The sequence below is a fragment of the Enterobacter sp. UPMP2061 genome, assembly GCF_053709615.1.
The window spans coordinates 86,288-111,002 of sequence record NZ_JBSKJP010000013.1 but is presented as its reverse complement, the minus strand read 5'-3'; the positions used below and the strand labels follow the sequence as shown (position 1 = coordinate 111,002).

The following is a 24,715-nucleotide window of genomic DNA, read 5'->3' as shown; positions in this document are numbered from 1 at the left end:
TAAGAAGAACCCCGTACCGTAAGGTGCGGGGTTTTTTGCTTTGTACGTTCTGAAAAGTCGGGTGGTGGCCCAGCTTTACCCGCCCTACATGCTCTCCCTCCTTGAAACTTTCTCACCTTTCGCTTGCAGACTCGACATTAACCCCGTTTCTGGGTATCGTTAGCTGTCTGGATGTCTAAACGTTTATACGTATGCTGTGAGGATTTAAGGTTATGCCGATTCGGGTGCAGGACGAGCTACCAGCCGTCAATTTCTTGCGTGAAGAGAATGTCTTCGTAATGACAACTTCGCGTGCTTCTGGTCAGGAAATTCGCCCGCTGAAGGTGCTGATCCTTAATCTGATGCCAAAGAAGATCGAAACGGAGAACCAGTTCCTGCGCTTGCTCTCCAACTCTCCGCTTCAGGTTGATATCCAGCTGCTGCGCATTGACGCGCGTGAGTCACGCAACACGCCTGCTGAGCATCTGAATAACTTCTACTGTAATTTTGAAGATATTCGCGATGAGAATTTCGATGGACTGATCGTCACCGGCGCACCGCTGGGTCTGGTGGAATTTAATGACGTTGCCTACTGGCCACAGATCAGGCAGGTGCTGGAGTGGGCAAAAGATCACGTCACGTCCACCTTGTTTGTCTGTTGGGCGGTACAGGCCGCACTGAATATCCTCTATGGCATTCCCAAGCAAACCCGCAGCGACAAACTTTCTGGCGTATACGAACACCACATTCTTCATCCGCATGCGCTGCTGACGCGTGGTTTCGATGACACTTTCCTGGCCCCGCATTCTCGCTACGCCGATTTTCCGGCACAGCTGATCCGCGATTTCACCGACCTGGAAATCCTGGCCGAAACGGAAGACGGCGATGCCTACCTGTTCGCCAGTAAAGACAAACGCATCGCGTTCGTTACCGGCCATCCTGAGTACGATCCGCATACCCTCGCGTCAGAGTATTTTCGTGACGTTGAAGCGGGTCTGAATCCGGATGTCCCGTACAACTATTTCCCGAAAAATGATCCGCAAAACACGCCTCGGGCAACCTGGCGTAGCCACGGAAATTTGCTGTTTACCAACTGGCTCAACTATTACGTCTACCAGATTACGCCGTACGATCTGCGCCACATGAATCCGACGCTGGAGTAATCGTCTGCATTAAACGATCCTAAAGCGTTTCAGCTATTCAGATCAGGCACCTTCGGGTGCCTTTTTTATTTCCGAAATCCAACTCAACATCGTGAATAACTTTAATTTCATATTAATCAAATCATTGCACGCATAACTCAATTAAAATGGAAATTGTTTTTGATTTTGGAAAAATTATAGATAGTCTTAATTCTGCTGAGCGAAAACTACACAACGATCTTTCGCTCGCGTCGGGGGCGTGATTTTGGATCTTTGATGAGGAGCAGAACGATGACTCAACAGGCAACAACGGTCGATGAACTGACCTTTACCCAGCCGAATGGTGAACAAGAACAGCAAGTTTTGACGGCAGAAGCGGTAGAGTTTCTGACTGAACTGGTGACTCGCTTTACGCCACAGCGTAATAAACTGCTGGCGGCGCGCATTCATCAACAGCAGGAGATCGATAACGGCAAGTTGCCAGGGTTTATTTCGGAAACCGCTTCCATTCGTCATGGTGAATGGAAAATTCGCGGAATCCCTGAAGATTTACAGGATCGTCGCGTAGAGATCACCGGTCCGGTAGAGCGCAAAATGGTGATCAACGCCATGAATGCCAACGTCAAAGTATTTATGGCGGACTTCGAAGATTCCCTCGCGCCGGACTGGCAGAAAGTTATCGACGGGCAGATCAACCTGCGCGACGCCGTCAACGGCACCATCAGCTATACCAACGAAGCCGGTAAAATTTACCAGCTTAAACCGAATCCGGCGGTGTTGATCTGCCGCGTACGCGGTCTGCATTTGCCAGAAAAACACGTCACCTGGCGCGGAGAAGCGATTCCGGGCAGCCTGTTCGACTTTGCGCTGTACTTCTTCCACAACTATAAAAACCTGCTGGCGAAAGGCAGCGGCCCCTATTTCTATCTGCCTAAAACACAGTCCTGGCAGGAAGCGGCGTGGTGGAGTGAAGTCTTCAGCTACGCAGAAGACCGCTTTGGCCTGCCGCGCGGCACCATTAAGGCCACGCTGCTGATTGAAACCCTGCCTGCCGTATTCCAGATGCATGAGATCCTCCATGCGCTGCGTGACCATATTGTGGGCCTGAACTGCGGCCGTTGGGATTACATCTTCAGCTACATCAAAACCCTGAAAAACCATGCCGACCGGGTATTGCCGGATCGTCAGGTTGTCACCATGGATAAACCGTTCCTCAGCGCCTACTCGCGCCTGCTGATTAAGACCTGCCACAAACGCGGCGCCTTTGCGATGGGCGGTATGGCGGCGTTTATCCCGAGCAAAGACGCAGAGCGTAACAATCAGGTGCTCAACAAGGTGAAAGCCGATAAAGAGCTGGAAGCCCGTAATGGCCACGACGGGACGTGGATTGCCCATCCTGGTCTGGCCGATACGGCGATGGAAGTCTTTAACCGCGTACTCGGCGACAACAAAAACCAGCTGTTTGTCACCCGTGAAGACGATGCGCCAATCGCAGAAGAACAGTTGCTGGCGCCGTGTGCGGGCGAACGCACGGAAGAGGGGATGCGCGCCAACATTCGCGTCGCCGTGCAGTACATCGAGGCATGGATCTCAGGCAACGGCTGCGTGCCTATCTACGGCCTGATGGAAGATGCCGCCACGGCGGAAATTTCACGTACCTCCATCTGGCAGTGGATCCATCATCAAAAAACGCTCAGCAACGGCAAACCGGTAACCAAAGCCCTGTTCCGTCAGATGCTGGCCGAAGAGATGCGGGTCATCCAGGACGAACTGGGCGAGCACCGCTTCAGCAGTGGGCGTTTTGACGATGCCGCACGTCTGATGGAGCAAATCACCACCTCTGATGACTTAATCGACTTCCTGACCCTGCCGGGCTACCGCTTCCTGGCGTAATTCACCACATAACAATATGGAGCATCTGCACATGAAAACTCGTACCCAACAGATCGAAGAGTTACAAAAAGAGTGGACCCAACCGCGCTGGGAAGGCATCCGCCGTCCGTACAGCGCAGAGGAAGTGGTGAAGTTACGCGGCTCGGTTAACCCGGAATGTACGCTGGCGCAGAACGGCGCGGCGAAAATGTGGGATCTGCTGCATGGGGGGTCTAAAAAAGGCTATATCAACAGCCTCGGCGCGCTGACCGGCGGTCAGGCATTGCAGCAGGCGAAGGCCGGCATTGAGGCTATCTATCTTTCCGGCTGGCAGGTCGCGGCGGATGCTAACCTTGCCTCCAGCATGTATCCGGATCAATCTCTTTATCCGGCGAACTCGGTGCCGTCAGTGGTGGATCGGATCAACAATACCTTCCGCCGTGCGGATCAGATCCAGTGGGCCGCGGGTATCGAACCCCACGATCCGCGTTTTATCGACTATTTCCTGCCGATCGTCGCCGATGCGGAAGCCGGTTTCGGCGGCGTGCTGAACGCCTTTGAGCTGATGAAATCCATGATTGAGGCCGGTGCAGCGGCCGTTCACTTTGAAGATCAACTGGCGTCGGTGAAGAAGTGCGGGCATATGGGCGGGAAAGTGCTGGTGCCAACCCAGGAAGCGATCCAGAAGCTGGTTGCCGCGCGTCTGGCTGCTGACGTGCTCGGCGTGCCGACGCTGGTGATTGCCCGTACCGATGCTGACGCGGCGGACCTGATCACCTCTGACTGCGACCCGTATGACAGCGAATTCATTACCGGCGAACGTACCAGCGAAGGGTTCTATCGCACACATGCCGGTATTGAACAGGCGATCAGCCGCGGCCTGGCGTATGCCCCTTACGCCGACCTGGTCTGGTGTGAAACCTCCACGCCGGATCTGGCGCTGGCGAAGCGCTTTGCCGATGCGATTCATGCGAAGTATCCGGGCAAGCTGCTGGCCTATAACTGTTCGCCGTCCTTCAACTGGCAAAAGAATCTGGACGATACGACCATCGCCAGCTTCCAGCAGCAATTGTCAGATATGGGCTACAAGTACCAGTTCATCACCCTGGCGGGTATCCACAGCATGTGGTTCAACATGTTCGACCTGGCGCACGCCTACGCGCAGGGCGAAGGCATGAAACACTATGTTGAGAAGGTGCAGCAGCCAGAATTTGCGGCGGGCAAAGAAGGATATACCTTCGTTTCGCACCAGCAGGAAGTGGGAACCGGCTACTTCGATAATGTGACCACGATTATTCAGGGCGGGACCTCCTCCGTCACGGCATTAACGGGCTCAACGGAAGAAGCACAGTTCTAATCTTTTCCCCCTCTCCCCCCTCGGGGAGAGGGGGAGAGGGGGAATTTATGTCGCGTGGTCTGGAATTACTGATTGCCCAAACTATTTTGCAGGGCTTTGATGCCCAGTATGGCCGCTTTCTGGAAGTCACCTCCGGCGCGCAACAGCGTTTTGAGCACGCCGACTGGCATGCGGTTCAGCAGGCCATGAAGCAGCGTATCCATCTTTATGATCACCACGTAGGTCTGGTGGTGGAGCAACTGCGCTGTATCACCGACGGTAAAAGCCCGGATGCGGAATTTTTACTGCGCGTGAAAGAGCATTACACCCATCTGTTACCCGACTACCCGCGCTTCGAGATTGCGGAGAGCTTTTTTAACTCCGTCTATTGCCGGTTATTTGACCACCGCTCATTATCTCCTGAGCGGTTATTTATCTTCAGCTCCCAGCCGGAGCGCCGCTTCCGTACCATCCCGCGTCCGCTGGCGAAAGATTTCTTTCCCGATCGCGGCTGGGAAAAGCTCCTGCACCGCGTCTTAACGGATTTGCCGCTGCGCCTGCCGTGGGAGAATAAACCCCGGGATATCGGCTATATCCACGCATATCTCAGTGAAACCTTCGGCGAGGCGGTGCTCAGCCGCAGCCATTTGCAGGTTGCCAACGAGCTTTTCTACCGGAATAAGGCCGCCTGGCTGGTGGGCAAACTGGTTACGCCGACAGCTATCGTGCCGTTTCTGCTACCCATTCACCGTACCGACGACGGCGAACTGTTTGTCGATACCTGCCTGACTACCAGCGCTGAGGCCAGTATCGTATTTGGCTTCGCCCGTTCCTATTTCATGGTCTATGCCCCACTGCCTGCCGCCCTGGTGGAGTGGCTGCGCGAGATCCTGCCGGGCAAAACCACCGCCGAGCTGTATATGGCGATTGGCTGTCAGAAGCATGCCAAAACGGAAAGTTATCGGGAATACCTGCGTTATGTCACCACGGCTGATGAGCAGTTTATCGAAGCGCCGGGGATCCGCGGCATGGTGATGCTGGTTTTCACACTGCCGGGCTTCGACCGCGTGTTTAAGGTGATTAAGGATAAATTTGCCCCGCAGAAAGAGATGACCGCCGCTCACGTCCGCGCCTGCTATCAGCTGGTTAAAGAGCACGATCGCGTCGGGCGAATGGCGGATACCCAGGAGTTTGAAAACTTTGTGCTGGATAAGCAGCAGATCGATCCGTCGCTGATGTCGCTGCTAATGCAGGAAGCGCCGACGAAAATTACCGATCTTGGCGATAAGATTGCGATTAGCCATCTCTATATCGAACGCCGGATGGTGCCGCTAAATATCTGGCTGGAGCAGTCCGAAGGTCAGGCTTTACGAGACGCCATTGAAGAGTACGGCAATGCGATTCGCCAGCTCGCCGCCGCCAATATTTTCCCCGGCGACATGCTGTTTAAAAACTTCGGCGTCACCCGTCACGGGCGGGTGGTGTTCTACGATTACGATGAAATTTGCTACATGACCGAGGTGAACTTCCGCGATATCCCGCCGCCGCGCTACCCGGAAGATGAACTGTCCAGCGAGCCGTGGTACAGCGTATCGCCGGGCGATGTGTTTCCGGAGGAGTTTCGCCACTGGCTTTGTGCCGACCCGCGCATCGGGCCGCTATTCGAAGAGATGCATGCCGATCTGTTCCGCGCCAGCTACTGGCGCGGGCTGCAAACGCGGATCAAAAATGGGCACGTGGAAGATGTCTATGCTTACCGCCGCAAGCAGCGGTTTTGCATCCGCTTTTCTCCCTCTCCCTGTGGGAGAGGGCCGGGGTGAGGGCATCAGGCGGCAATGCACGTTTAACGAATCCCACCATACGCCAGCGTCACCTCTTTCGCGGCCTTAATCACCATCGCGCCCAGCTCGGTGACGCGGTCGTCGGTCATGCGTGAAATCGGCCCGGAGATGGAGATGGCGGCAAACGGCTCGCGGTGCTCGTCAAAAATGCAGGACGCGAGGCAGCGCAGCCCGAGGGCATGTTCTTCGTCATCAAACGAATAGCCGCGCTTGCGGGTCAGAGCCAGATCTTCTTTCAGATGCACGGGCGACACCAGCGTGGCGTGGGTATAGGCGTGCAGCCCTTTACGGTGCAGCAGCCCCGTTACCTGCTCTTCGCTCAGCTGCGAGAGAAACGCTTTCCCTGCGCCAGAGGCGTGCATCGGCAGCTTGCCGCCAATCGGTGCGGACATGCGCATCAGCTGCGTACACTGCACCTGGTCGATGATAATCGCCTGGTGATCGCTCTGATCCAGTACGGCCAGGTTTACCGTCTCGCCGGAATCCTCCATTAGCTTGCGCAGAATCGGGTGGACAATCGCCAGCAGGTTGCGGCTTTGCAGGAAGCTGCTGCCGACAATAAACGCATGCGCCCCCACCGCCCAGTGCCCCAGCTCGCCCACCTGACGCACGAAGCCCAGCTGCTGCATGGTGGTCAGCAGACGGTGCGTGGTGGAGTTCGGCAGGCCAGCCTGCTGCGCCAGCTCCGTCAGGGCCACGCTACCATGCGATTCGGCTATCCATTCCAGCAGCTTCAGGCCGCGCGTCAGGGATTGAACCTGTCCGCCAGGTTGTGCAGCGGTGGTTGCAGCAGGTTTTCTGCCGCGTTTAGCGGGAACGGTCGTAACCATGACGAACTCCTTTTTCTGTATCGTGGAAATCATTTTCGTTTTATTTGGTGGTTTTGCAACCGCTTTCCTGACTGATCGGAGGAGTGATAGTGAACATGTCTCATGTTACCGCTGTGTGACTTTTCGACCCTGCGAGATTATGCCAGTATGGAACGCAGCCTTTTGGCCTTGTTGAGCGTTGTCGGGAGCAAGTGTGAGCAGCAAAGTAGAGCAACTGCGTGCGCAGTTAAATGAACGAATTCTGGTGCTGGACGGCGGCATGGGCACCATGATCCAGGGCTATCGTCTGAGTGAAGACGATTTCCGCGGCGAGCGCTTTGCCGACTGGCCTTGTGACCTGAAAGGGAACAATGACCTGCTGGTGTTAAGCAAACCATCTGTCATCAGAGATATCCACAACGCTTACTTCGAAGCGGGTGCGGATATTGTAGAAACCAACACCTTCAACTCGACAACCATCGCCATGGCGGATTACCAGATGGAATCCCTGTCGGCGGAGATCAACTTTGAAGCGGCGAAGCTGGCGCGCGTCTGCGCCGACGAATGGACGGCCCGTACGCCGGACAAGCCGCGCTACGTAGCCGGGGTGCTGGGCCCAACCAACCGCACCGCGTCGATTTCACCGGACGTGAACGATCCAGCCTTCCGCAATATTACCTTTGACCAGCTGGTGGCCGCGTATCGTGAGTCCACTAAAGCGCTGGTGGAAGGCGGTTCCGACCTGATCCTGATTGAAACCGTATTCGACACCCTCAACGCCAAAGCGGCAATTTACGCGGTGAAAGAGGAGTTCGAGGCGCTGGGCGTTGACCTGCCGATCATGATTTCCGGCACCATCACTGACGCTTCTGGCCGTACACTGTCCGGCCAGACAACCGAAGCGTTTTATAACTCCCTGCGCCACGCCGAAGCGCTCTCCTTCGGCCTGAACTGCGCGCTGGGGCCGGACGAGCTGCGCCAGTACGTGCAGGAGCTTTCGCGCATCGCAGAGTGCTACGTCACCGCCCACCCGAACGCCGGTCTGCCGAACGCGTTTGGTGAGTACGATCTCGATGCCGACACCATGGCGGCGCAAATCCGCGAATGGGCCGAATCTGGCTTCCTCAACGTCGTCGGCGGCTGCTGCGGCACCACGCCGGAGCATATCGCCGCCATGAGCCGCGCCGTCGCCGGGCTTGCACCGCGCAAGCTACCCGAGCTTCCGGTAGCCTGTCGTCTGTCCGGCCTGGAGCCGTTGACCATCGGCGACGACAGCCTGTTTGTGAACGTGGGTGAACGCACTAACGTTACCGGTTCTGCGAAGTTCAAGCGCCTGATCAAAGAAGAGAAGTACAGCGAAGCGCTGGACGTTGCTCGCCAGCAGGTGGAAAGCGGCGCGCAGATTATCGATATCAACATGGACGAGGGGATGCTTGATGCCGAAGCGGCAATGGTGCGTTTCCTCAACCTGATTGCCGGTGAGCCGGATATCGCCCGCGTGCCGATCATGATTGACTCTTCCAAATGGGAAGTCATCGAAAAAGGGCTGAAGTGCATTCAGGGCAAAGGCATCGTTAACTCCATCTCGATGAAAGAGGGCGTCGATACCTTTATCCACCACGCGAAGCTGGTCCGTCGCTACGGAGCCGCCGTGGTGGTGATGGCCTTCGATGAAGTGGGCCAGGCCGATACCCGCGAGCGCAAGATTGAGATTTGCCGCCGCGCGTACAAAATTTTGACCGAAGAGGTGGGCTTCCCGCCGGAAGACATCATCTTCGACCCGAACATCTTCGCCGTCGCGACCGGCATCGAAGAGCACAACAACTACGCCCAGGACTTCATCGGCGCGTGTGAAGACATTAAACGCGAGCTACCGCATGCGCTGATCTCCGGCGGCGTGTCGAACGTCTCGTTCTCGTTCCGCGGCAACGACCCGGTGCGTGAGGCGATCCACGCCGTGTTCCTCTACTACGCCATCCGCAACGGGATGGACATGGGGATCGTCAATGCCGGCCAACTGGCAATTTACGACGATCTGCCAGCCGAGCTGCGCGACGCCGTAGAAGACGTGATCCTCAATCGTCGTGACGACGCCACCGAACGCATGCTGGATCTGGCGGAAAAATACCGCGGCAGTAAATCTGACGAATCAGCCAACGTTCAACAGGCCGAATGGCGCTCCTGGGATGTGAATAAGCGTCTGGAATACTCGCTGGTAAAAGGCATTACCGAGTTTATCGAGCAGGATACCGAGGAAGCGCGTCAGCAGGCCGCCCGTCCGATTGAAGTGATCGAAGGGCCGCTGATGGACGGTATGAACGTGGTCGGCGATCTGTTCGGCGAGGGCAAAATGTTCCTGCCGCAGGTGGTGAAATCCGCCCGCGTCATGAAGCAGGCGGTGGCGTATCTGGAACCCTTTATCGAAGCCAGCAAAGAGAAGGGCTCCAGTAACGGTAAAATGGTCATCGCCACCGTGAAGGGCGACGTACACGACATCGGCAAAAACATCGTTGGCGTGGTGTTGCAGTGTAATAACTACGAAATTATCGATCTTGGCGTGATGGTCCCGGCTGATAAAATCCTCAGGACCGCGCGCGAAGTGAATGCGGATCTGATTGGTCTTTCCGGGCTGATTACGCCTTCGCTTGACGAAATGGTCAACGTGGCAAAAGAGATGGAGCGCCAGGGCTTTACCATTCCGCTGCTGATTGGCGGGGCAACCACCTCGAAAGCCCACACGGCGGTGAAAATCGAGCAGAACTACAGTGGGCCGACGGTGTATGTTCAAAACGCCTCGCGCACCGTGGGCGTGGTCTCCGCGCTGCTGTCCGACACCCAGCGCGATGACTTTGTCGCCCGCACCCGCAAAGAGTATGAAACCGTCCGCATTCAGCATGGACGTAAGAAACCGCGCACGCCGCCGGTTTCGCTTCAGGCGGCGCGCGATAACGATCTGGCGTTCGACTGGTCCAGCTATACGCCGCCGGTCGCACACCGTCTGGGCGTGCAAGACGTGACGGCCAGCATCGAAACGCTGCGTAACTACATCGACTGGACGCCGTTCTTCATGACCTGGTCGCTGGCGGGCAAATATCCGCGCATTCTTGAAGACGAGGTGGTGGGCGAAGAGGCGAAGCGCCTGTTTAAAGATGCTAACGACATGCTCGACAGGCTGAGCGCAGAGAAAGCCCTCAACCCGCGCGGCGTGGTGGGGCTGTTCCCGGCGAACCGCGTGGGCGACGACGTGGAAATCTACCGCGATGAAACCCGCACCCACGTGCTGGCCGTGAGCCACCACCTGCGCCAGCAAACCGAGAAAGTGGGCTTTGCCAACTACTGCCTGGCGGATTTCGTCGCACCGAAACTCTCCGGTAAAGCCGACTATATCGGCGCCTTTGCCGTAACCGGTGGTCTGGAAGAAGACGCGCTGGCGGATGCGTACGACGCGCAGCACGATGATTACAACAAAATCATGGTGAAAGCGATCGCCGACCGTCTGGCGGAAGCCTTCGCTGAATATCTGCATGAACGCGTACGTAAGGTGCACTGGGGCTACGCGGCGAATGAGAACCTCAGCAACGAGGAGCTGATCCGCGAAAATTACCAGGGCATTCGTCCGGCGCCGGGGTATCCGGCCTGCCCGGAACACACCGAGAAGGGCACTATCTGGAAGTTGCTGGACGTCGAAGCGCATACCGGCATGAAGCTCACCGAGTCGTTCGCCATGTGGCCGGGCGCGTCCGTTTCCGGCTGGTACTTCAGCCATCCGGACAGCAAGTACTTCGCCGTGGCACAGCTTCAGCGCGATCAGATTGAGGATTACGCTCTGCGTAAAGGCATGAGCGTGTCAGAGGTGGAACGCTGGCTGGCACCGAATTTGGGCTACGACGCAGACTAACGTCACTTTTCCTTACAACAAACAGGGCACCGCTATGGTGCCTTGTCTCTTTCTTACGTTTAAACCCTTATACTGAACCTCAGGAAAACGAATAACGATAAGGAGGAATGCCTACCGTGTTGACGTTGTTACACCTGCTCTCCGCAGTCGCACTGCTGGTATGGGGCACCCATATCGTTCGTACCGGCGTGATGCGTGTGTTTGGCGCACGTTTACGTACCGTTCTCAGCGGCAGCGTTGAGAAGAAGCCGCTCGCCTTCTGCGCGGGTATTGGCGTCACGGCGCTGGTGCAAAGCAGCAACGCCACCACCATGCTCGTCACCTCGTTCGTGGCGCAGGATCTGGTGGCGCTCGCCCCGGCGCTGGTGATTGTCCTTGGCGCCGACGTCGGTACCGCGCTGATGGCGCGTATCCTGACGTTCGATCTCTCCTGGCTGTCGCCACTGCTGATTTTTATCGGCGTCATTTTTTTCCTCGGCCGTAAGCAAAGCCGTGCCGGGCAGCTTGGCCGCGTCGGTATTGGCCTCGGGCTGATCCTGCTGGCGCTGGAGCTGATTGTGCAGGCTGTCACGCCGATCACCCAGGCCAACGGTGTGCAGGTCATCTTCGCCTCGTTAACCGGCGATATTATGCTGGATGCGCTGATCGGCGCGGTATTCGCCATCGTCAGCTACTCCAGCCTGGCAGCGGTCCTGCTGACGGCGACCTTAACCGCCGCAGGGGTAATTTCCTTCCCGGTGGCGCTGTGCCTGGTGATCGGTGCCAACCTCGGCTCTGGCCTGCTGGCGATGCTCAACAACAGCGCCGCCAACGCTGCCGCCCGCCGGGTGGCGCTGGGGAGTTTACTGTTTAAGCTGGTGGGTAGCCTGATCATTCTGCCGTTTGTGCACCCGCTGGCGAACCTGATGGATAATCTCTCTCTGCCGAAAGCGGAGCTGGTGATCTACTTCCACGTCTTCTACAACCTGGTGCGCTGTCTGGCGATGGTGCCGTTTGCCGCGCCGATGGCCCGCTTCTGCGAGCGGCTTATTCGTGATGAACCGGAGCTGGACGCGCGCCTTAAACCGAAGCATCTGGACACCTCGGTGCTGGATACTCCTGCGCTGGCAATCGCCAATGCCGCCCGCGAAACGCTGCGCATGGGCGACGCGATGGAAACCATGCTGGAAGGGCTGCAAAAGGTGATGCACGGCGAGCCGCGCGAAGAGAAAGAGCTGCGCAGGCTGGCGGACGATATCAACGTGCTCTATACCGCCATCAAGCTCTATCTGGCGAGGATCCCCCAGGACGAGCTGGCGGAAGAGGAGTCGCGCCGCTGGGCGGAAATCATCGAGATGTCGCTTAACCTGGAGCAGGCTTCGGATATTGTCGAGCGTATGGGCAGTGAAATCGCAGACAAATCCCTGGCCGCACGCCGGGCGTTTTCTGTTGAAGGGCTGAAAGAGCTGGAAGCGCTGCACGAACAGCTGGTCAGCAACCTGAAGTTGGCGATGTCGGTCTTCTTCTCCAGCGACGTGCCGAGCGCGCGCCGCCTGCGCCGCAATAAGCATCGTTTCCGCATCCTTAATCGCCGCTACTCACACGCCCACGTTGAGCGTCTGCACCAGCAGAACGTGCAGAGTATCGAGACCAGCTCCCTGCACCTGGGGCTGCTGGGGGATATGAAGCGCCTCAACTCGTTGTTCTGTGCGGTGGCGTACAGCGTGATGGAGCAGCCGGATGAAGACGATGAGCGGGATGAGTATTAATCTCTGAAAGCGCCTCGCAAAACCCTTTTGTGAGGCGTGACACCTTCTAAAGAGCAATTCATTCTTAAGGCCTTACATTTTTAAGGGAATAGAAAATGCTCGTTTATTACGCTACACTTCGCCAATTCATGCGCATTCCAATGGGGGGGTATCATGCGCACTACTAATGGCATTAAAAAATCAGTCAATGTTTCGTTAGCACCAGAAATTCTTGAAGAAGCGCGACGTCTTAAGCTCAATCTCTCTGCTGTACTCACGGCCGCTCTACAGGAGCAGTTTCGTGCGCATCAGCGCGCAGAGTGGTTAGCAGAAAATAAAGCGTCTATAGAGGCCATTAACCAGTGGGTTGATGAAAACGGCTCCTTTAGTGACTTTCAGAGGTCATTCTGATGGAGCAATATTTTGCTTATGCGAATGAAGGTAATGGGAAAAAAGCATATCCATGGCTTATTAATATGCAGCACCCTGTTGCTAATGTGATGAAACATGTACTGGTTGCTCCCGCCGTTGAATTAAGCCAGTTGGGCGGCATTCGTCCGCCTGCGAAAGTGTGCCCTGTCGTTGAAATCGCGGGTAAGTCCTGCGTTGTCATGATGCATATGCTGTCAGGCATCTCTTCAAAAGAGTTAGGTGAACGCGTTGCCGATCTTACTAACAGCAGTGCTTCATTGCGGGATGCACTCGATTTTCTGATCAGCGGTTACTAGGACTTTTTTGTCAGGCGCAAGGTAAGGTATATTTCGCCCTTCACAGGAGAAACTATGCTGCCAACTCAATCAACCCGATTAAACAAATACATTAGCGAGAGCGGGATCTGCTCACGTCGCGAGGCTGACCGTTACATTGAACAAGGTAACGTGTTTCTTAACGGCAAGCGCGCCACCATCGGTGACCAGGTGGTGCCTGGCGATGTGGTTAAAGTGAATGGTCAGGTCATCGAACCGCGTGATGCTGAAGACCTGGTGTTTATCGCGTTGAATAAACCGGTTGGGATTGTCAGCACCACGGAAGACGGTGAACGGGACAACATCGTTGATTTCGTGAACCACAGCAGCCGTATTTTCCCGATTGGTCGCCTGGATAAGGACTCTCAGGGGTTAATTTTCCTGACTAATCACGGCGATCTGGTGAACAAAATTCTGCGTGCCGGTAACGACCACGAGAAAGAGTACATTGTTACGGTGAACAAGCCGGTCACGGACGAGTTCATCCGGGGAATGGGCGCAGGCGTGCCGATTCTGGGCACCGTGACGAAGAAGTGTAAAGTCAGAAAAGAGGCGCCGTTTGCGTTTCGTATCACGCTGGTGCAGGGCCTGAACCGCCAGATCCGCCGCATGTGCGAGTACTTCGGTTATGAAGTGACGAAGCTTGAACGCACGCGCATCATGAACGTCAGCCTGTCCGGGATCCCGCTGGGCGAGTGGCGTGACTTAACGGATGACGAGCTGATCGAGCTGTTCAAACTTATCGAGAACTCCTCGTCCGAAGCGAAGCCGAAAGCTAAAGCCAAACCGAAAACGCAGGCGATTAAGCGTCCGGTGGTGAAGGCACCGCAGGCGGAAGAGAAAGGGCGGGGCAAGCCGGGCAACGGAAAACGCTTTACCCAGCCGGGGCGCAAAAAGAAAGGGCGCTGATTAGCGCCTTCCACGGGTTGATGTGCTGGCGGACCAGGAAAAAGTCGCCTCTGCATCGGGTTTATAAGCCTGCTCTTTTTTCAGCTTGCGGGCTTTTTTCGCCGCGGCATCACGTTGCGCCATCAGTTTATCGATGTACTCTTTTTTAACCTGATTGGTTTCGGCGTTCGTCAGCGTGCGGCCATGCGCGATACGGGCGCGGTCGAGTAGCGTTTTCAGTTCGCGCTGCTCGGCTTCGGTCATGTCTTTCTGGGTCAAACGTGGTGTAGCCATTGCTGAAGCCTCCTGATGGGGAGGCTTCAGTGTAAAGCAAGCCGGGTCAATTAACCCTGTTTCACCGCATCTTTTTTCGGTTGGTCATCAATCGGCTTACCGGACCAGTATCCAGCTAACAGCGAACCGGACAGGTTGTGCCAGACAGAGAACAGCGCCCCCGGTAGCGCTGCCAGCGGTGAGAAGTAAATTTTACCCAGCGCCGCTGCCAGGCCGGAGTTCTGCATCCCCACTTCGATCGCCAGCGTGCGGCAGGTGGATTCGTCAAAGCCAAACAGCTTTCCGCCCCAGTAACCGCCCAGCAGACCAATAGTGTTATGCAGCACAACCGCGACGATCACCACAAAGCCCACCGAAGCAATGTGCGATGCGGAACCGGCTACCACGGCGCTGATAATGGCCAGTATGCAGACCATCGAAAACGCGGGCAGATACGGCTCAACCGCTTTCACCACCCGCGGGAAGAGATGGTGGATCACCAGCCCCAGCGCAATCGGGATCACCACGATTTGCAGGATGCTGAGCAGCATGCCCATCACGTCCACCTGGATATGCGCGTCCACATACAGGCGGGTTAACAGCGGCGTGGCAATCACACCCACCAGCGTGGAAACGGACGAGATGGTGACGGAGAGCGCCACGTCGCCTTTCGCCAGATAGATCATGACGTTAGATGCCGTACCGCTGGCTACGCTCCCCACCAGCACCATCCCGGCGGAAAGGTCGGGCGGCATCTTAAAGGCCATCGCCAGCAGCCAGGCCGCGAGCGGCATCACCAGGTAGTGCAGGAAAATCCCTGCGGCAACCGGTGCCGGGCGAGACAGCACGCGTTTGAAATCGTCAATTTTCAGATGCACGCCCATGCTGAACATAATCAGCATCAGCAGCGTGGTGACCCACGGACCAATGCCCGTGAACGTGGCAGGAGTGTAATACGCGAGTACAGAGAGCAGCAGCGCCCATAACGGGAACAGCCGGGTGATAGCGGAGAGCATAGTGAATTCCTTGCAGTATTGTCGTGTTGTTTTGTTATAAAAAAGCCGGGTCTGTGCCCGGCTTATTGATATTGTTTATCGTGCTAACGAATTTTATTCAAACAAATTCTGATGAAGTTTCTGCACGACCTGCTCGGCCTGATCGGCAGGGACCAGGAAGCAGAGGTTGTAGCTGGACGCGCCGTAGCAAATCATGCGGATATTGAACGGGTCGAGCACGCCGAACACCTCTTTGCCCACGCCGCAGGCGCGCGACAGCTTATTACCGATGATGGCCACCAGCGCCAGATCTTCTTCCACCTCCACGCGGCACAACTCGGAAAGCTCAATCAGCAGCGACTGCGTCAGCAGGGTGTCGCCGGTAGAGGTGGAGCCGGTGGTGTCGAGCGTCAGCGCGATGCTGACTTCTGACGTGGTGATCAGGTCCACGGAGATATTGTGGCGCGCCAGGATGCCAAACACTTCCGCCAGGAATCCACGGGAGTGCAGCATATTATGGCTGTGCAGGGTTACCAGCGTCTGCTTACGACGCAGGGCCAGCGCGCGGAACAGTGGCGGGTTCTCGGTTTTCTTGCAGACCAGCGTCCCGCCCGCCTTTGGATCTTTACTGGAGCCAACGAAGACCGGAATGTCGCTGCGCACGGCGGGCAGCAGCGTGGCCGGGTGCAGCACTTTCGCGCCGAAAGTCGCCATTTCAGCCGCTTCTTCAAAGGCGATCACGTCAATACGTTTTGCCGCAGAGACCACGCGCGGGTCGGTGGTGTAGATACCCGGCACGTCCGTCCAGATATCCACGCGGGTGGCGTGCAGGGCTTCACCCAGCAGGGCGGCGGTGTAGTCGCTACCGCCACGGCCCAGCGTGGTTGTGCGCCCTTTGGCTTCGCTGCCGATAAAGCCCTGGGTGATCACTATGCCTTCATCCAGGCGCGGGGCAAGCTGCTGGTTAGTCAGCTCAGCCAGGGCTTCCACGTCCGGCTCGGCGCGGCCAAAGCGGTCGCTGGTGCGCATCACTTTACGCACGTCGAACCACTGCGCCTGAATATTGCGCTCGCGCATGATCTCAACGAACAGCAGGGTGGACATCAGTTCGCCGTGGCTGACCAGTTCATCGGTCAGTGCGCTGGAGGTGGCCAGCGACGCAGCTTCAGCCAGGGTGGTGATATTTTCCAGCAGGCGTTCCACTTCCTCACGAATGACGTTCGGGTTTTGCAGACGCTCGAGAATGTCGAACTGAATTTTGCGCAGTGCATCCAGCTTCACGAAACGCTCGGTCGCTTCCAGTCCTTCAGACAGGGAAACCAGCAGGTTCGTCACGCCGGCTGAGGCGGAAAGCACCACCAGGCGGGTATTCGGATCGGCCAGCACCACATCGGCGCTGCGGTTCATGGCATCGTAGTCTGCCACACTGGTGCCGCCAAACTTGGCGACCACAAAACTCGTCATAACAACCTCGTGTCAGGGAATGAATAGAGCGACCTTGGCACAAGAATGAAGCGAGAACAGGTGCAGGCGCAAAATACGGCCCTATAAATAAAATGCGGGGGAGGTCCTGTCAATGCTGGGATTATGCGGATTTTTCATGGGGGGGTACCCCTCAGAAACAGGACTTATAACAGGCCCATATTTTATGCTCCTTTTTCCCCCTTTTTGACCGACATTTCGCCACGCCGGAAGGGCGCGACAGCAGCTATACTTTTCGGGTCTTTTCACCTGCGTTTGATGCAGACCAGGGCAATGGCATAAAAACCATCACAATTTTTATTTGCAGGCGCTACAATCGACCGCAGTCACAATTCTCAAATCAGAAGAGTATTGCTATGAAAAACATCAACCCAACGCAGACCGCTGCATGGCAGGCACTACAGAAACATTTTGATGAAATGAAAGACGTCACTATCGCGGATCTGTTCGCGAAAGATGCCGATCGTTTCAGCAAGTTTTCCGCCACCTTCGATGACCTGATGCTGGTGGATTTCTCCAAGAACCGTATCACCGAAGAGACGCTGGCGAAGCTGCAAGATCTGGCGAAAGAGACTGAGCTGGCAGATGCCATCAAATCCATGTTCTCCGGTGAGAAAATCAACCGCACCGAAGACCGTGCCGTCCTGCACGTGGCCCTGCGTAACCGTAGCAATACGCCAATTATCGTTGACGGCAAAGATGTGATGCCGGAAGTGAACGCGGTGCTGGAAAAGATGAAAACCTTCTCTGAAGCGATCATCTCAGGTAGCTGGAAAGGCTACACCGGCAAAGCGATCACCGACGTCGTAAACATCGGTATCGGCGGCTCTGACCTCGGCCCGTTCATGGTGACCGAGGCGCTGCGCCCGTACAAAAACCACCTCAACATGCACTTCGTGTCCAACGTCGATGGGACTCACATCGCTGAAGTGCTGAAAAAGGTGAACCCGGAAACCACGCTGTTCCTGGTGGCGTCTAAAACCTTCACCACTCAGGAAACCATGACCAACGCCCACAGCGCGCGCGACTGGTTCCTGAAAACCGCGGGCGACGAAAAGCACGTGGCGAAACACTTTGCGGCGCTGTCCACCAACGGTAAAGCGGTGGGTGAGTTCGGTATTGATACCGCGAACATGTTTGAGTTCTGGGACTGGGTGGGCGGCCGCTACTCACTGTGGTCTGCGATCGGTCTGTCCATCATCCTGTCCGTGGGCTTCGACAACTTCGTTGAGCTGCTCTCCGGTGCGCACGCGATGGACAAACACTTCTCCACCACCGCGCCTGAGAAAAACCTGCCGGTGCTGCTGGCGCTGATCGGGATCTGGTACAACAACTTCTTCGGCGCTGAAACCGAAGCGATTCTGCCGTACGACCAGTACATGCACCGCTTTGCGGCCTACTTCCAGCAGGGCAACATGGAATCCAACGGCAAGTACGTTGACCGTAACGGCAACGCGGTGGATTACCAGACTGGCCCAATCATCTGGGGCGAGCCGGGCACCAACGGCCAGCACGCGTTCTACCAGCTGATCCACCAGGGTACCAAAATGGTACCGTGCGATTTCATCGCCCCGGCGATTACGCACAACCCACTGTCCGACCACCATCCGAAGCTGCTGTCTAACTTCTTCGCCCAGACCGAAGCGCTGGCGTTCGGTAAATCCCGCGAGGTGGTTGAGCAGGAATACCGTGACCAGGGTAAAGATCCGGCTACGCTGGAGCACGTTGTGCCGTTTAAAGTGTTCGAAGGCAACCGTCCAACTAACTCCATTCTGCTGCGCGAAATCACGCCGTTCAGCCTGGGTGCGCTGATTGCCCTCTACGAGCACAAAATCTTCACTCAGGGCGCTATTCTGAACATCTTCACCTTTGACCAGTGGGGCGTTGAGCTGGGCAAACAGCTGGCAAACCGCATTCTGCCAGAGCTGGGTGACGATAAAGCGATCGACAGCCACGACAGCTCCACCAATGGTCTGATTAACCGTTATAAAGCCTGGCGTGCGTAATAAATATGTCATGAACAATGCCGGCGATATGCCGGCATTTTTTTATCGGATAATTCCTGATGTCTGTTAGTTATCTCAAATTCTGAAGCTGAGTTTAATCCGAAAAAGACGGTTAACCCGTTAATTGCTACGGTTTATTTTAAGAAAATACGGAGTGATGATTTAACGTTGTTATATTATAAATGTTTGATTTTTAATGTTTATATATTTCATTGATTCTTTTTTCTTTTCATTTTTAACCATTAGTCTGAAAACCTCATCCCTATTTACCCCCACGGTAAACCCACTGCTTTAGTTGTGTATACTCGAATCCGCCTGAATTTCTTTTCGGGCAAATCTCCATTCATTCATTGAAGGGAAATTGTTATGAAGAAAGTACTGTATGGCATTTTTGCCATATCTGCGCTTGCGGCGACGTCTGTCTATGCAGCTCCGGTCCAGGTCGGAGAAGCAGCAGGGTCGGCAGCGACGTCTGCGTCTGCGGGGAGTTCTACCGCAGCCAGCACCAGCGCCGTAAGTTCAGCCGTGGGTGTCGCGCTGGCGGCAACCGGTGGCGGTGATGGCTCCAATACCGGAACCACGACCACTACGACGACCAGCACCCAGTAATACCGGGTGTTTTAATCATAACCACACTTCGGTGTGGTTATTTCGCCCCTTCGGAGAAGAGTCGTGAAGCGACCTGCAATCATCCTGATTTGCCTGCTGTTGCAGGCGTGCTCAGCTACCACCAAAGGGCTGGGCCACTCACTGTGGGACAGCATGTTCGGCACGCCGGGCGTGCATCTGACCGATGACGAACTTCAGAACATGCCGTATGCCAGCCAGTACATGCAGCTAAACGATGGTCCGCAACTGTTTGTGGTGCTCGCTTTCGATGAAAACGGGCAGCAGAAATGGGTGACGCAGGATCAGGCCACCATCGTGACGCAGCATTCCCGCATCGTGAAAACGTTGCTCGGCGGCGACAACCTGCTTGAGGTGAACAACCTGGCTGAAGATCCGCTCATCAAGCCGAATCAGATCGTCGATGGCGCAAGCTGGACGCGCACGATGGGCTGGACCGAGCATAAACAGGTGCGCTACGCCACGGCCCGCTCCACCTTCCGCTGGGACGGTACGGACAGTGTCAAAGTGGGCAGCGACGAAACGCAGGTGCGCGTGCTGGATGAAGAAGTGACAACCGATCAGGCCACCTGGCATAACCGCTTCTGGGTGGACGAAGAGGGGCAAATCCGCCAGTCCTTACAGTATCTCGGTTCCGGTTTCTTCCCGGTGAAGACCACCCTGATCAAGGCGGCGAAATCATGAAAATGTTCATCCACATTGCGCTTCTCGCCAGCCTGACCTCGCCGCTGGCGTGGTCTGCGGGAACGGTACAGGTCTACACCCCGGACAGCGAAAAACCTAAAACCTTAACCAATGCCGGGCATCTGCTCGATCTGGTGGGGCAGCCGAGGCTGGCGAAAAGCTGGTGGACCGGGGCGGTGATCAGCGAGCGTCAGGCGACGATCGTAGCGGAACAAAAACATCAGGCGCTGCTCGCCCGACTGAGCGGGCTGGCACAACAGGAAGATACCGACGATGCCGCGGCCATTACTAGCCTGCGTCAACAGCTTCAGGCGGTTAAGGTGACGGGGCGCCAGAAGGTGAATCTGGATCCGGATGAGGTGCGCGTTGCGGAAAACGGCAATCCGTCGCTGGAAGGGGACTATACCCTGTGGCTTCCGGCTCAGCCTTCCACCGTCACCGTGATGGGGCTTCTCAGCAGCCCTGGCAAAAAGCCGTTTACGCCGGGCCGGGACGTGGCGAGCTATCTCGACGAGCAAAGTCTGCTCAGCGGAGCGGATAACAGCTATGCCTGGGTGGTCTATCCGGACGGGCATACGCAGAAAGCGCCGGTGGCTTACTGGAATAAACGCCATATCGAACCTATGCCAGGCAGCATCATTTTTGTCGGTTTTGCCGACCATTTCTGGACGAAAGCGTATGACGGGCTTAATGCCGATATCCTTCGCTCCCTGATACAGCGGATACCGGAATAATGAAAAAAACCTATCTCTACAGCATGCTTGCACTGTGCGTGAGTGCCGCCTGTCATGCAGAAACGTATCCGGCACCCATTGGCCCGTCGCAGTCCGATTTTGGCGGCGTGGGCTTACTGCAAACCCCGACCGCGCGTATGGCCCGCGAGGGGGAAATCAGCCTTAACTATCGCGATAACGATCAGTACCGTTACTACTCTGCGTCCGTGCAGCTGTTCCCCTGGCTGGAGACCACGCTGCGCTACACCGACGTGCGTACAAAACAGTACAGCAGCGTTGAGTCCTTCTCCGGCGATCAGACCTACAAAGACAAAGCCTTCGACGTGAAGCTGCGCCTGTGGGAAGAGAGCTACTGGATGCCGCAGGTCTCCGTTGGCGCGAAGGATATCGGCGGGACCGGCCTGTTTGACGCGGAATACATCGTGGCCAGCAAAGCCTGGGGACCGTTTGATTTCTCGCTTGGTCTGGGATGGGGCTATCTCGGCACCAGCGGCAACGTCAAAAATCCGTTCTGTACCTACAGCGATAAATACTGCTACCGCGATAACAGCTACCAGAAAGCGGGCTCCATCAACGGGGACCAGATGTTCCACGGCCCGGCCTCGCTGTTTGGCGGCGTTGAGTATCAAACACCGTGGCAGCCATTACGCCTGAAGCTGGAGTACGAAGGAAACGACTACTCGCAGGACTTCGCCGGGAAAATTGAGCAAAAGAGCAAGTTTAACGTCGGCGCCATTTACCGCGTCACCGACTGGGCCGACGTTAACCTCAGCTATGAGCGCGGTAATACCCTGATGTTTGGCTTTACCCTGCGCACTAACTTTAACGACATGCGACCGCACTACAATGACAACCCGCGGCCAAAATATCAGCCGGAGCCGCAGGATGCGATCCTTCAGCACTCCGTGGTAGCGAACCAGCTGACGCTGCTGAAATATAACGCGGGCCTGGCGGATCCGAAGATCCAGACCAAAGGCGATACGCTGTATGTTACCGGCGAGCAGGTGAAATACCGCGACTCCCGCGAAGGGATCGAGCGCGCCAACCGGATCGTCATGAACGATCTGCCGGAGGGGATCCGCACGATCCGCGTGACGGAGAACCGTCTCAACCTGCCGCAGGTTACAACCGAAACCGATGTTGCCAGCCTTAAACGTCACCTTGAAGGCGAACCGCTGGGACATGAAACCGAGCTGGTACAAAAACGCGTTGAGCCGGTGGTGCCAGAGAGCACCGAGCAGGGCTGGTATATCGATAAATCCCGCTTCGATTTCCATATCGATCCGGTGCTGAACCAGTCCGTGGGTGGGCCAGAAAACTTCTACATGTATCAGCTGGGGGCGATGGCGACGGCGGATCTGTGGGTGACCGACCACCTGTTGACCACCGGTAGTCTGTTCGGCAACATTGCCAACAACTACGACAAATTTAACTACACCAACCCGCCGAACGATTCAAAACTGCCGCGCGTGCGTACCCGCGTTCGCGAATATGTGCAGAACGATATCTACGTGAATAACCTCCAGGCCAACTACTTCCAGTACTTCGGCAACGGCTTCTACGGCCAGGTTTACGGTGGCTATCTGGAAACCATGTTCGGCGGCGCCGGGGCAGAAGTGCTTTATCGTCCTGTCGACAGCAACTGGGCGTTTGGGATTGATGCCAACTACGTGAAACAGCGTGACTGGCGCAGCGCGCAGGACATGATGAAGTTCACCGACTACAGCGTCAAAACCGGCCACCTGACCGCCTACTGGACGCCGTCGTTCGCGCAGGACGTGCTGGTGAAAGCCAGCGTCGGCCAGTATCTGGCGGGCGATAAGGGCGGCACGCTGGATATCTCCAAACACTTCGACAGCGGCGTCGTGGTGGGCGGCTATGCCACCCTCACCAACGTTTCGCCAGACGAGTACGGTGAAGGGGACTTCACCAAAGGGGTGTACGTGTCGATTCCGCTGGATCTGTTCTCATCAGGCCCAACCCGCAGCCGTGCGGCGGTGGGCTGGACGCCGCTGACGCGCGACGGCGGCCAGCAGCTTGGACGTAAGTTCCAGCTGTATGATATGACCAGCGATAAGAACATTAACTTCCGCTGATGCTTATTTGCCCGGTGGCGCTGCGCTTACCGGGCCTACGAGAGTGTTTTTGTAGGCCGGGCAAACGCAGTGCCGCCCGGCAAGAATGTTCATCTGGACAAAACATAAACAAAAAATATAGATCCCCGTCACATTTTTGCGTTATACAGGAACCTCGCCCTGGAGAATGAGGTGCTGTATGACATCCCTGACTCGTCCGCGCGTTGAGTTTATCTCAACGATACTCCAGACCGTGCTGAACCTCGGTCTGCTGAGCCTTGGCCTGATCCTGGTCGTGTTTCTGGGTAAAGAGACGGTGCATCTGGCGGATGTGCTGTTCGCCCCTGAGCAAACCAGCAAATACGCGCTGGTGGAAGGCCTGGTGGTCTACTTTCTCTACTTCGAATTTATCGCCCTGATTGTGAAGTACTTTCAGTCCGGCTTTCACTTCCCGCTGCGCTATTTTGTCTACATTGGCATCACCGCGATTGTGCGGCTGATCATCGTCGATCATAAATCCCCGCTCGACGTGCTGATCTATTCGGCAGCGATCCTGCTGCTGGTGATCACCCTCTGGCTGTGCAACTCAAAGCGGCTGAAACGCGAATAAAAAAAGGGCGCTCCGAAGAGCGCCTAACAACAGTCACAAGTTGGTTCAATACAATACGTCTAAAGTTGAGGGTTGCAGTGGCATAACAAATGAAACTTAACCTTTCACACCGCCCGCCGTCAGGCCGTTGACCAGCCAGCGCTGGGCCAGCAGGAACACCACGGTAATCGGGATGGCAGAGAGGACGGCCGCCGCGGCAAAGTCGCCCCACAGGTAGTTTTGCGGGTTGAGATACTGCTGCATACCGACGGCCAGGGTGTAGCTGTTTACATCACGCAGTAACAGTGAGGCGACCGGGACTTCGGTGATCGCCGCGATAAACGACAGAATAAACACCACCGCCAGAATCGGCACCGACAGCGGCAGCAGCACCAGGCGGAACGCCTGCCACGGTGTCGCCCCATCCAGCGCCGCCGCTTCTTCCAGCGAACCGTCGATGGTTTCGAAATAGCCCTTGATAGTCCACACATGCAGGGCGATGCCGCCAAGATAGGCAAAAATCACGCCGCCGTGAGTGTTCAGGCCGATGAACGGCACGTACTGGCCCAGACGGTCAAACAGGGCATACAACGCCACCAGTGACAGCACGGCCGGGAACATCTGGAAAATCAGCATCCCTTTCAGCAGCGTCGCTTTGCCCGGGAAACGCATACGGGCGAAGGCGTAAGCACAGGTGGTGGAGAGCGTCACGATGCCGATCGCGGTGATAGTCGCCACCTTCACCGAGTTCCACAGCCACAGCAGCACCGGGAACGGCGGCGGCGTGACGCGGCCATCCGCGTGCTCCACGCTGAAGCCCAGCGCGAGCTTCCAGTGCTCCCAGGAGATTTCGTCCGGGATCAGGCTCCCGGTGGCGAAGTTCCCCGAACGCAGGGAGATGGCGATAACCATCAGCAGCGGGAACATGATCGCCGCGATGAAAATCAGCAGGCCTAAGTGCGTCGCCAGGAGGCGCAGTTTCTGAGATTTGGGTTGTACCATTGCCATGTTC

Annotated in this window: 19 protein-coding genes and 1 pseudogene; 15 read left to right on the top strand and 5 right to left on the bottom strand. The window is 56.3% G+C overall.

Features of this window, described 5'->3' with window-relative positions; genetic code table 11:
- The first annotated feature begins 212 nt into the window (after positions 1-212).
- From metA to aceK, 4 genes are all read left to right on the top strand, one after another.
- Positions 213-1,142 (top strand): homoserine O-acetyltransferase MetA, encoded by a 930-nt coding sequence (metA, locus tag ACWKXX_RS19545; protein ID WP_261665814.1) that lies wholly within the window; start codon positions 213-215, stop codon positions 1,140-1,142.
- Between the two features lie 270 nt (positions 1,143-1,412).
- Positions 1,413-3,014: a malate synthase A gene (gene aceB / locus ACWKXX_RS19540; RefSeq protein WP_023295752.1), complete on the top strand. Its 1,602-nt coding sequence runs from the start codon at positions 1,413-1,415 to the stop codon at positions 3,012-3,014.
- A 31-nt stretch (positions 3,015-3,045) separates the two neighbouring features.
- Positions 3,046-4,350 carry an isocitrate lyase gene (aceA, locus tag ACWKXX_RS19535; RefSeq protein WP_017694726.1) on the top strand — a complete coding sequence of 435 codons (1,305 nt, stop codon included), beginning with the start codon at positions 3,046-3,048 and terminating at the stop codon, positions 4,348-4,350.
- Positions 4,351-4,397: 47 nt separating this feature from the next.
- A complete protein-coding gene (aceK, locus tag ACWKXX_RS19530; protein ID WP_015570160.1) occupies positions 4,398-6,149 on the top strand; it encodes a bifunctional isocitrate dehydrogenase kinase/phosphatase in 1,752 nt (583 codons plus the stop codon).
- 23 nt (positions 6,150-6,172) lie between these two features.
- Here aceK and iclR read toward each other — a convergent pair whose 3' ends face one another.
- Positions 6,173-7,000 carry a glyoxylate bypass operon transcriptional repressor IclR gene (gene iclR / locus ACWKXX_RS19525; RefSeq protein ID WP_261665813.1) on the bottom strand — a complete coding sequence of 276 codons (828 nt, stop codon included), beginning with the start codon at positions 6,998-7,000 and terminating at the stop codon, positions 6,173-6,175.
- A gap of 193 nt (positions 7,001-7,193) precedes the next feature.
- On the opposite strand from iclR, the gene metH reads away from it, so the two are divergent.
- From metH to rluF, 5 genes and pseudogenes are all read left to right on the top strand, one after another.
- Positions 7,194-10,877 (top strand): methionine synthase, encoded by a 3,684-nt coding sequence (metH, locus tag ACWKXX_RS19520; RefSeq protein WP_261665812.1) that lies wholly within the window; start codon positions 7,194-7,196, stop codon positions 10,875-10,877.
- Positions 10,878-10,993: 116 nt separating this feature from the next.
- A complete protein-coding gene (locus ACWKXX_RS19515; RefSeq protein ID WP_003860350.1) occupies positions 10,994-12,625 on the top strand; it encodes a Na/Pi cotransporter family protein in 1,632 nt (543 codons plus the stop codon).
- Between the two features lie 95 nt (positions 12,626-12,720).
- A pseudogene (locus ACWKXX_RS19510) lies at positions 12,721-13,015 on the top strand (type II toxin-antitoxin system CcdA family antitoxin).
- Complete coding sequence (locus ACWKXX_RS19505; RefSeq protein ID WP_017382610.1) at positions 13,015-13,332, top strand: CcdB family protein; 318 nt, start codon at positions 13,015-13,017, stop codon at positions 13,330-13,332. The pseudogene ACWKXX_RS19510 and the gene ACWKXX_RS19505 overlap by 1 nt, the downstream one beginning before the upstream one ends.
- A 54-nt stretch (positions 13,333-13,386) precedes the next feature.
- Positions 13,387-14,259 carry a 23S rRNA pseudouridine(2604) synthase RluF gene (gene rluF / locus ACWKXX_RS19500; RefSeq protein ID WP_003860347.1) on the top strand — a complete coding sequence of 291 codons (873 nt, stop codon included), beginning with the start codon at positions 13,387-13,389 and terminating at the stop codon, positions 14,257-14,259.
- Here rluF and ACWKXX_RS19495 read toward each other — a convergent pair whose 3' ends face one another.
- The 3 genes from ACWKXX_RS19495 to lysC form a co-directional block, all read right to left on the bottom strand.
- On the bottom strand, positions 14,260-14,532 hold the full coding sequence (locus ACWKXX_RS19495) for a DUF3811 domain-containing protein (RefSeq protein WP_017382612.1): 273 nt from the start codon (positions 14,530-14,532) through the stop codon (positions 14,260-14,262).
- Between the two features lie 50 nt (positions 14,533-14,582).
- On the bottom strand, positions 14,583-15,527 hold the full coding sequence (gene panS, locus ACWKXX_RS19490) for a ketopantoate/pantoate/pantothenate transporter PanS (protein ID WP_261665811.1): 945 nt from the start codon (positions 15,525-15,527) through the stop codon (positions 14,583-14,585).
- A gap of 93 nt (positions 15,528-15,620) precedes the next feature.
- Positions 15,621-16,970 (bottom strand): lysine-sensitive aspartokinase 3, encoded by a 1,350-nt coding sequence (gene lysC / locus ACWKXX_RS19485; RefSeq protein ID WP_006810501.1) that lies wholly within the window; start codon positions 16,968-16,970, stop codon positions 15,621-15,623.
- A 374-nt stretch (positions 16,971-17,344) separates the two neighbouring features.
- On the opposite strand from lysC, the gene pgi reads away from it, so the two are divergent.
- From pgi to psiE, 6 genes are all read left to right on the top strand, one after another.
- Positions 17,345-18,994 carry a glucose-6-phosphate isomerase gene (gene pgi / locus ACWKXX_RS19480; protein WP_003860343.1) on the top strand — a complete coding sequence of 550 codons (1,650 nt, stop codon included), beginning with the start codon at positions 17,345-17,347 and terminating at the stop codon, positions 18,992-18,994.
- 366 nt (positions 18,995-19,360) lie between these two features.
- Complete coding sequence (gene yjbE / locus ACWKXX_RS19475; RefSeq protein ID WP_003860341.1) at positions 19,361-19,603, top strand: exopolysaccharide production protein YjbE; 243 nt, start codon at positions 19,361-19,363, stop codon at positions 19,601-19,603.
- 63 nt (positions 19,604-19,666) lie between these two features.
- Positions 19,667-20,305: a YjbF family lipoprotein gene (locus tag ACWKXX_RS19470; protein ID WP_261665810.1), complete on the top strand. Its 639-nt coding sequence runs from the start codon at positions 19,667-19,669 to the stop codon at positions 20,303-20,305.
- Entirely contained in the window at positions 20,302-21,039 is a 738-nt protein-coding gene (locus ACWKXX_RS19465; protein ID WP_015570167.1) for a capsule biosynthesis GfcC family protein, read from the top strand. The genes ACWKXX_RS19470 and ACWKXX_RS19465 overlap by 4 nt, the downstream gene beginning before the upstream one ends.
- A complete protein-coding gene (locus ACWKXX_RS19460) occupies positions 21,039-23,135 on the top strand; it encodes a YjbH domain-containing protein (protein ID WP_090281140.1) in 2,097 nt (698 codons plus the stop codon). Before ACWKXX_RS19465 ends, ACWKXX_RS19460 begins: the two co-directional genes overlap by 1 nt.
- A gap of 178 nt (positions 23,136-23,313) precedes the next feature.
- Positions 23,314-23,724, top strand: coding sequence for a phosphate-starvation-inducible protein PsiE (gene psiE / locus ACWKXX_RS19455; RefSeq protein WP_000202963.1), 411 nt, complete (start codon positions 23,314-23,316; stop codon positions 23,722-23,724).
- 96 nt (positions 23,725-23,820) lie between these two features.
- On the opposite strand, the gene malG is transcribed toward psiE, so the two are convergent.
- Positions 23,821-24,711, bottom strand: coding sequence for a maltose ABC transporter permease MalG (gene malG, locus ACWKXX_RS19450; RefSeq protein ID WP_003860332.1), 891 nt, complete (start codon positions 24,709-24,711; stop codon positions 23,821-23,823).
- Positions 24,712-24,715: the final 4 nt, after the last annotated feature.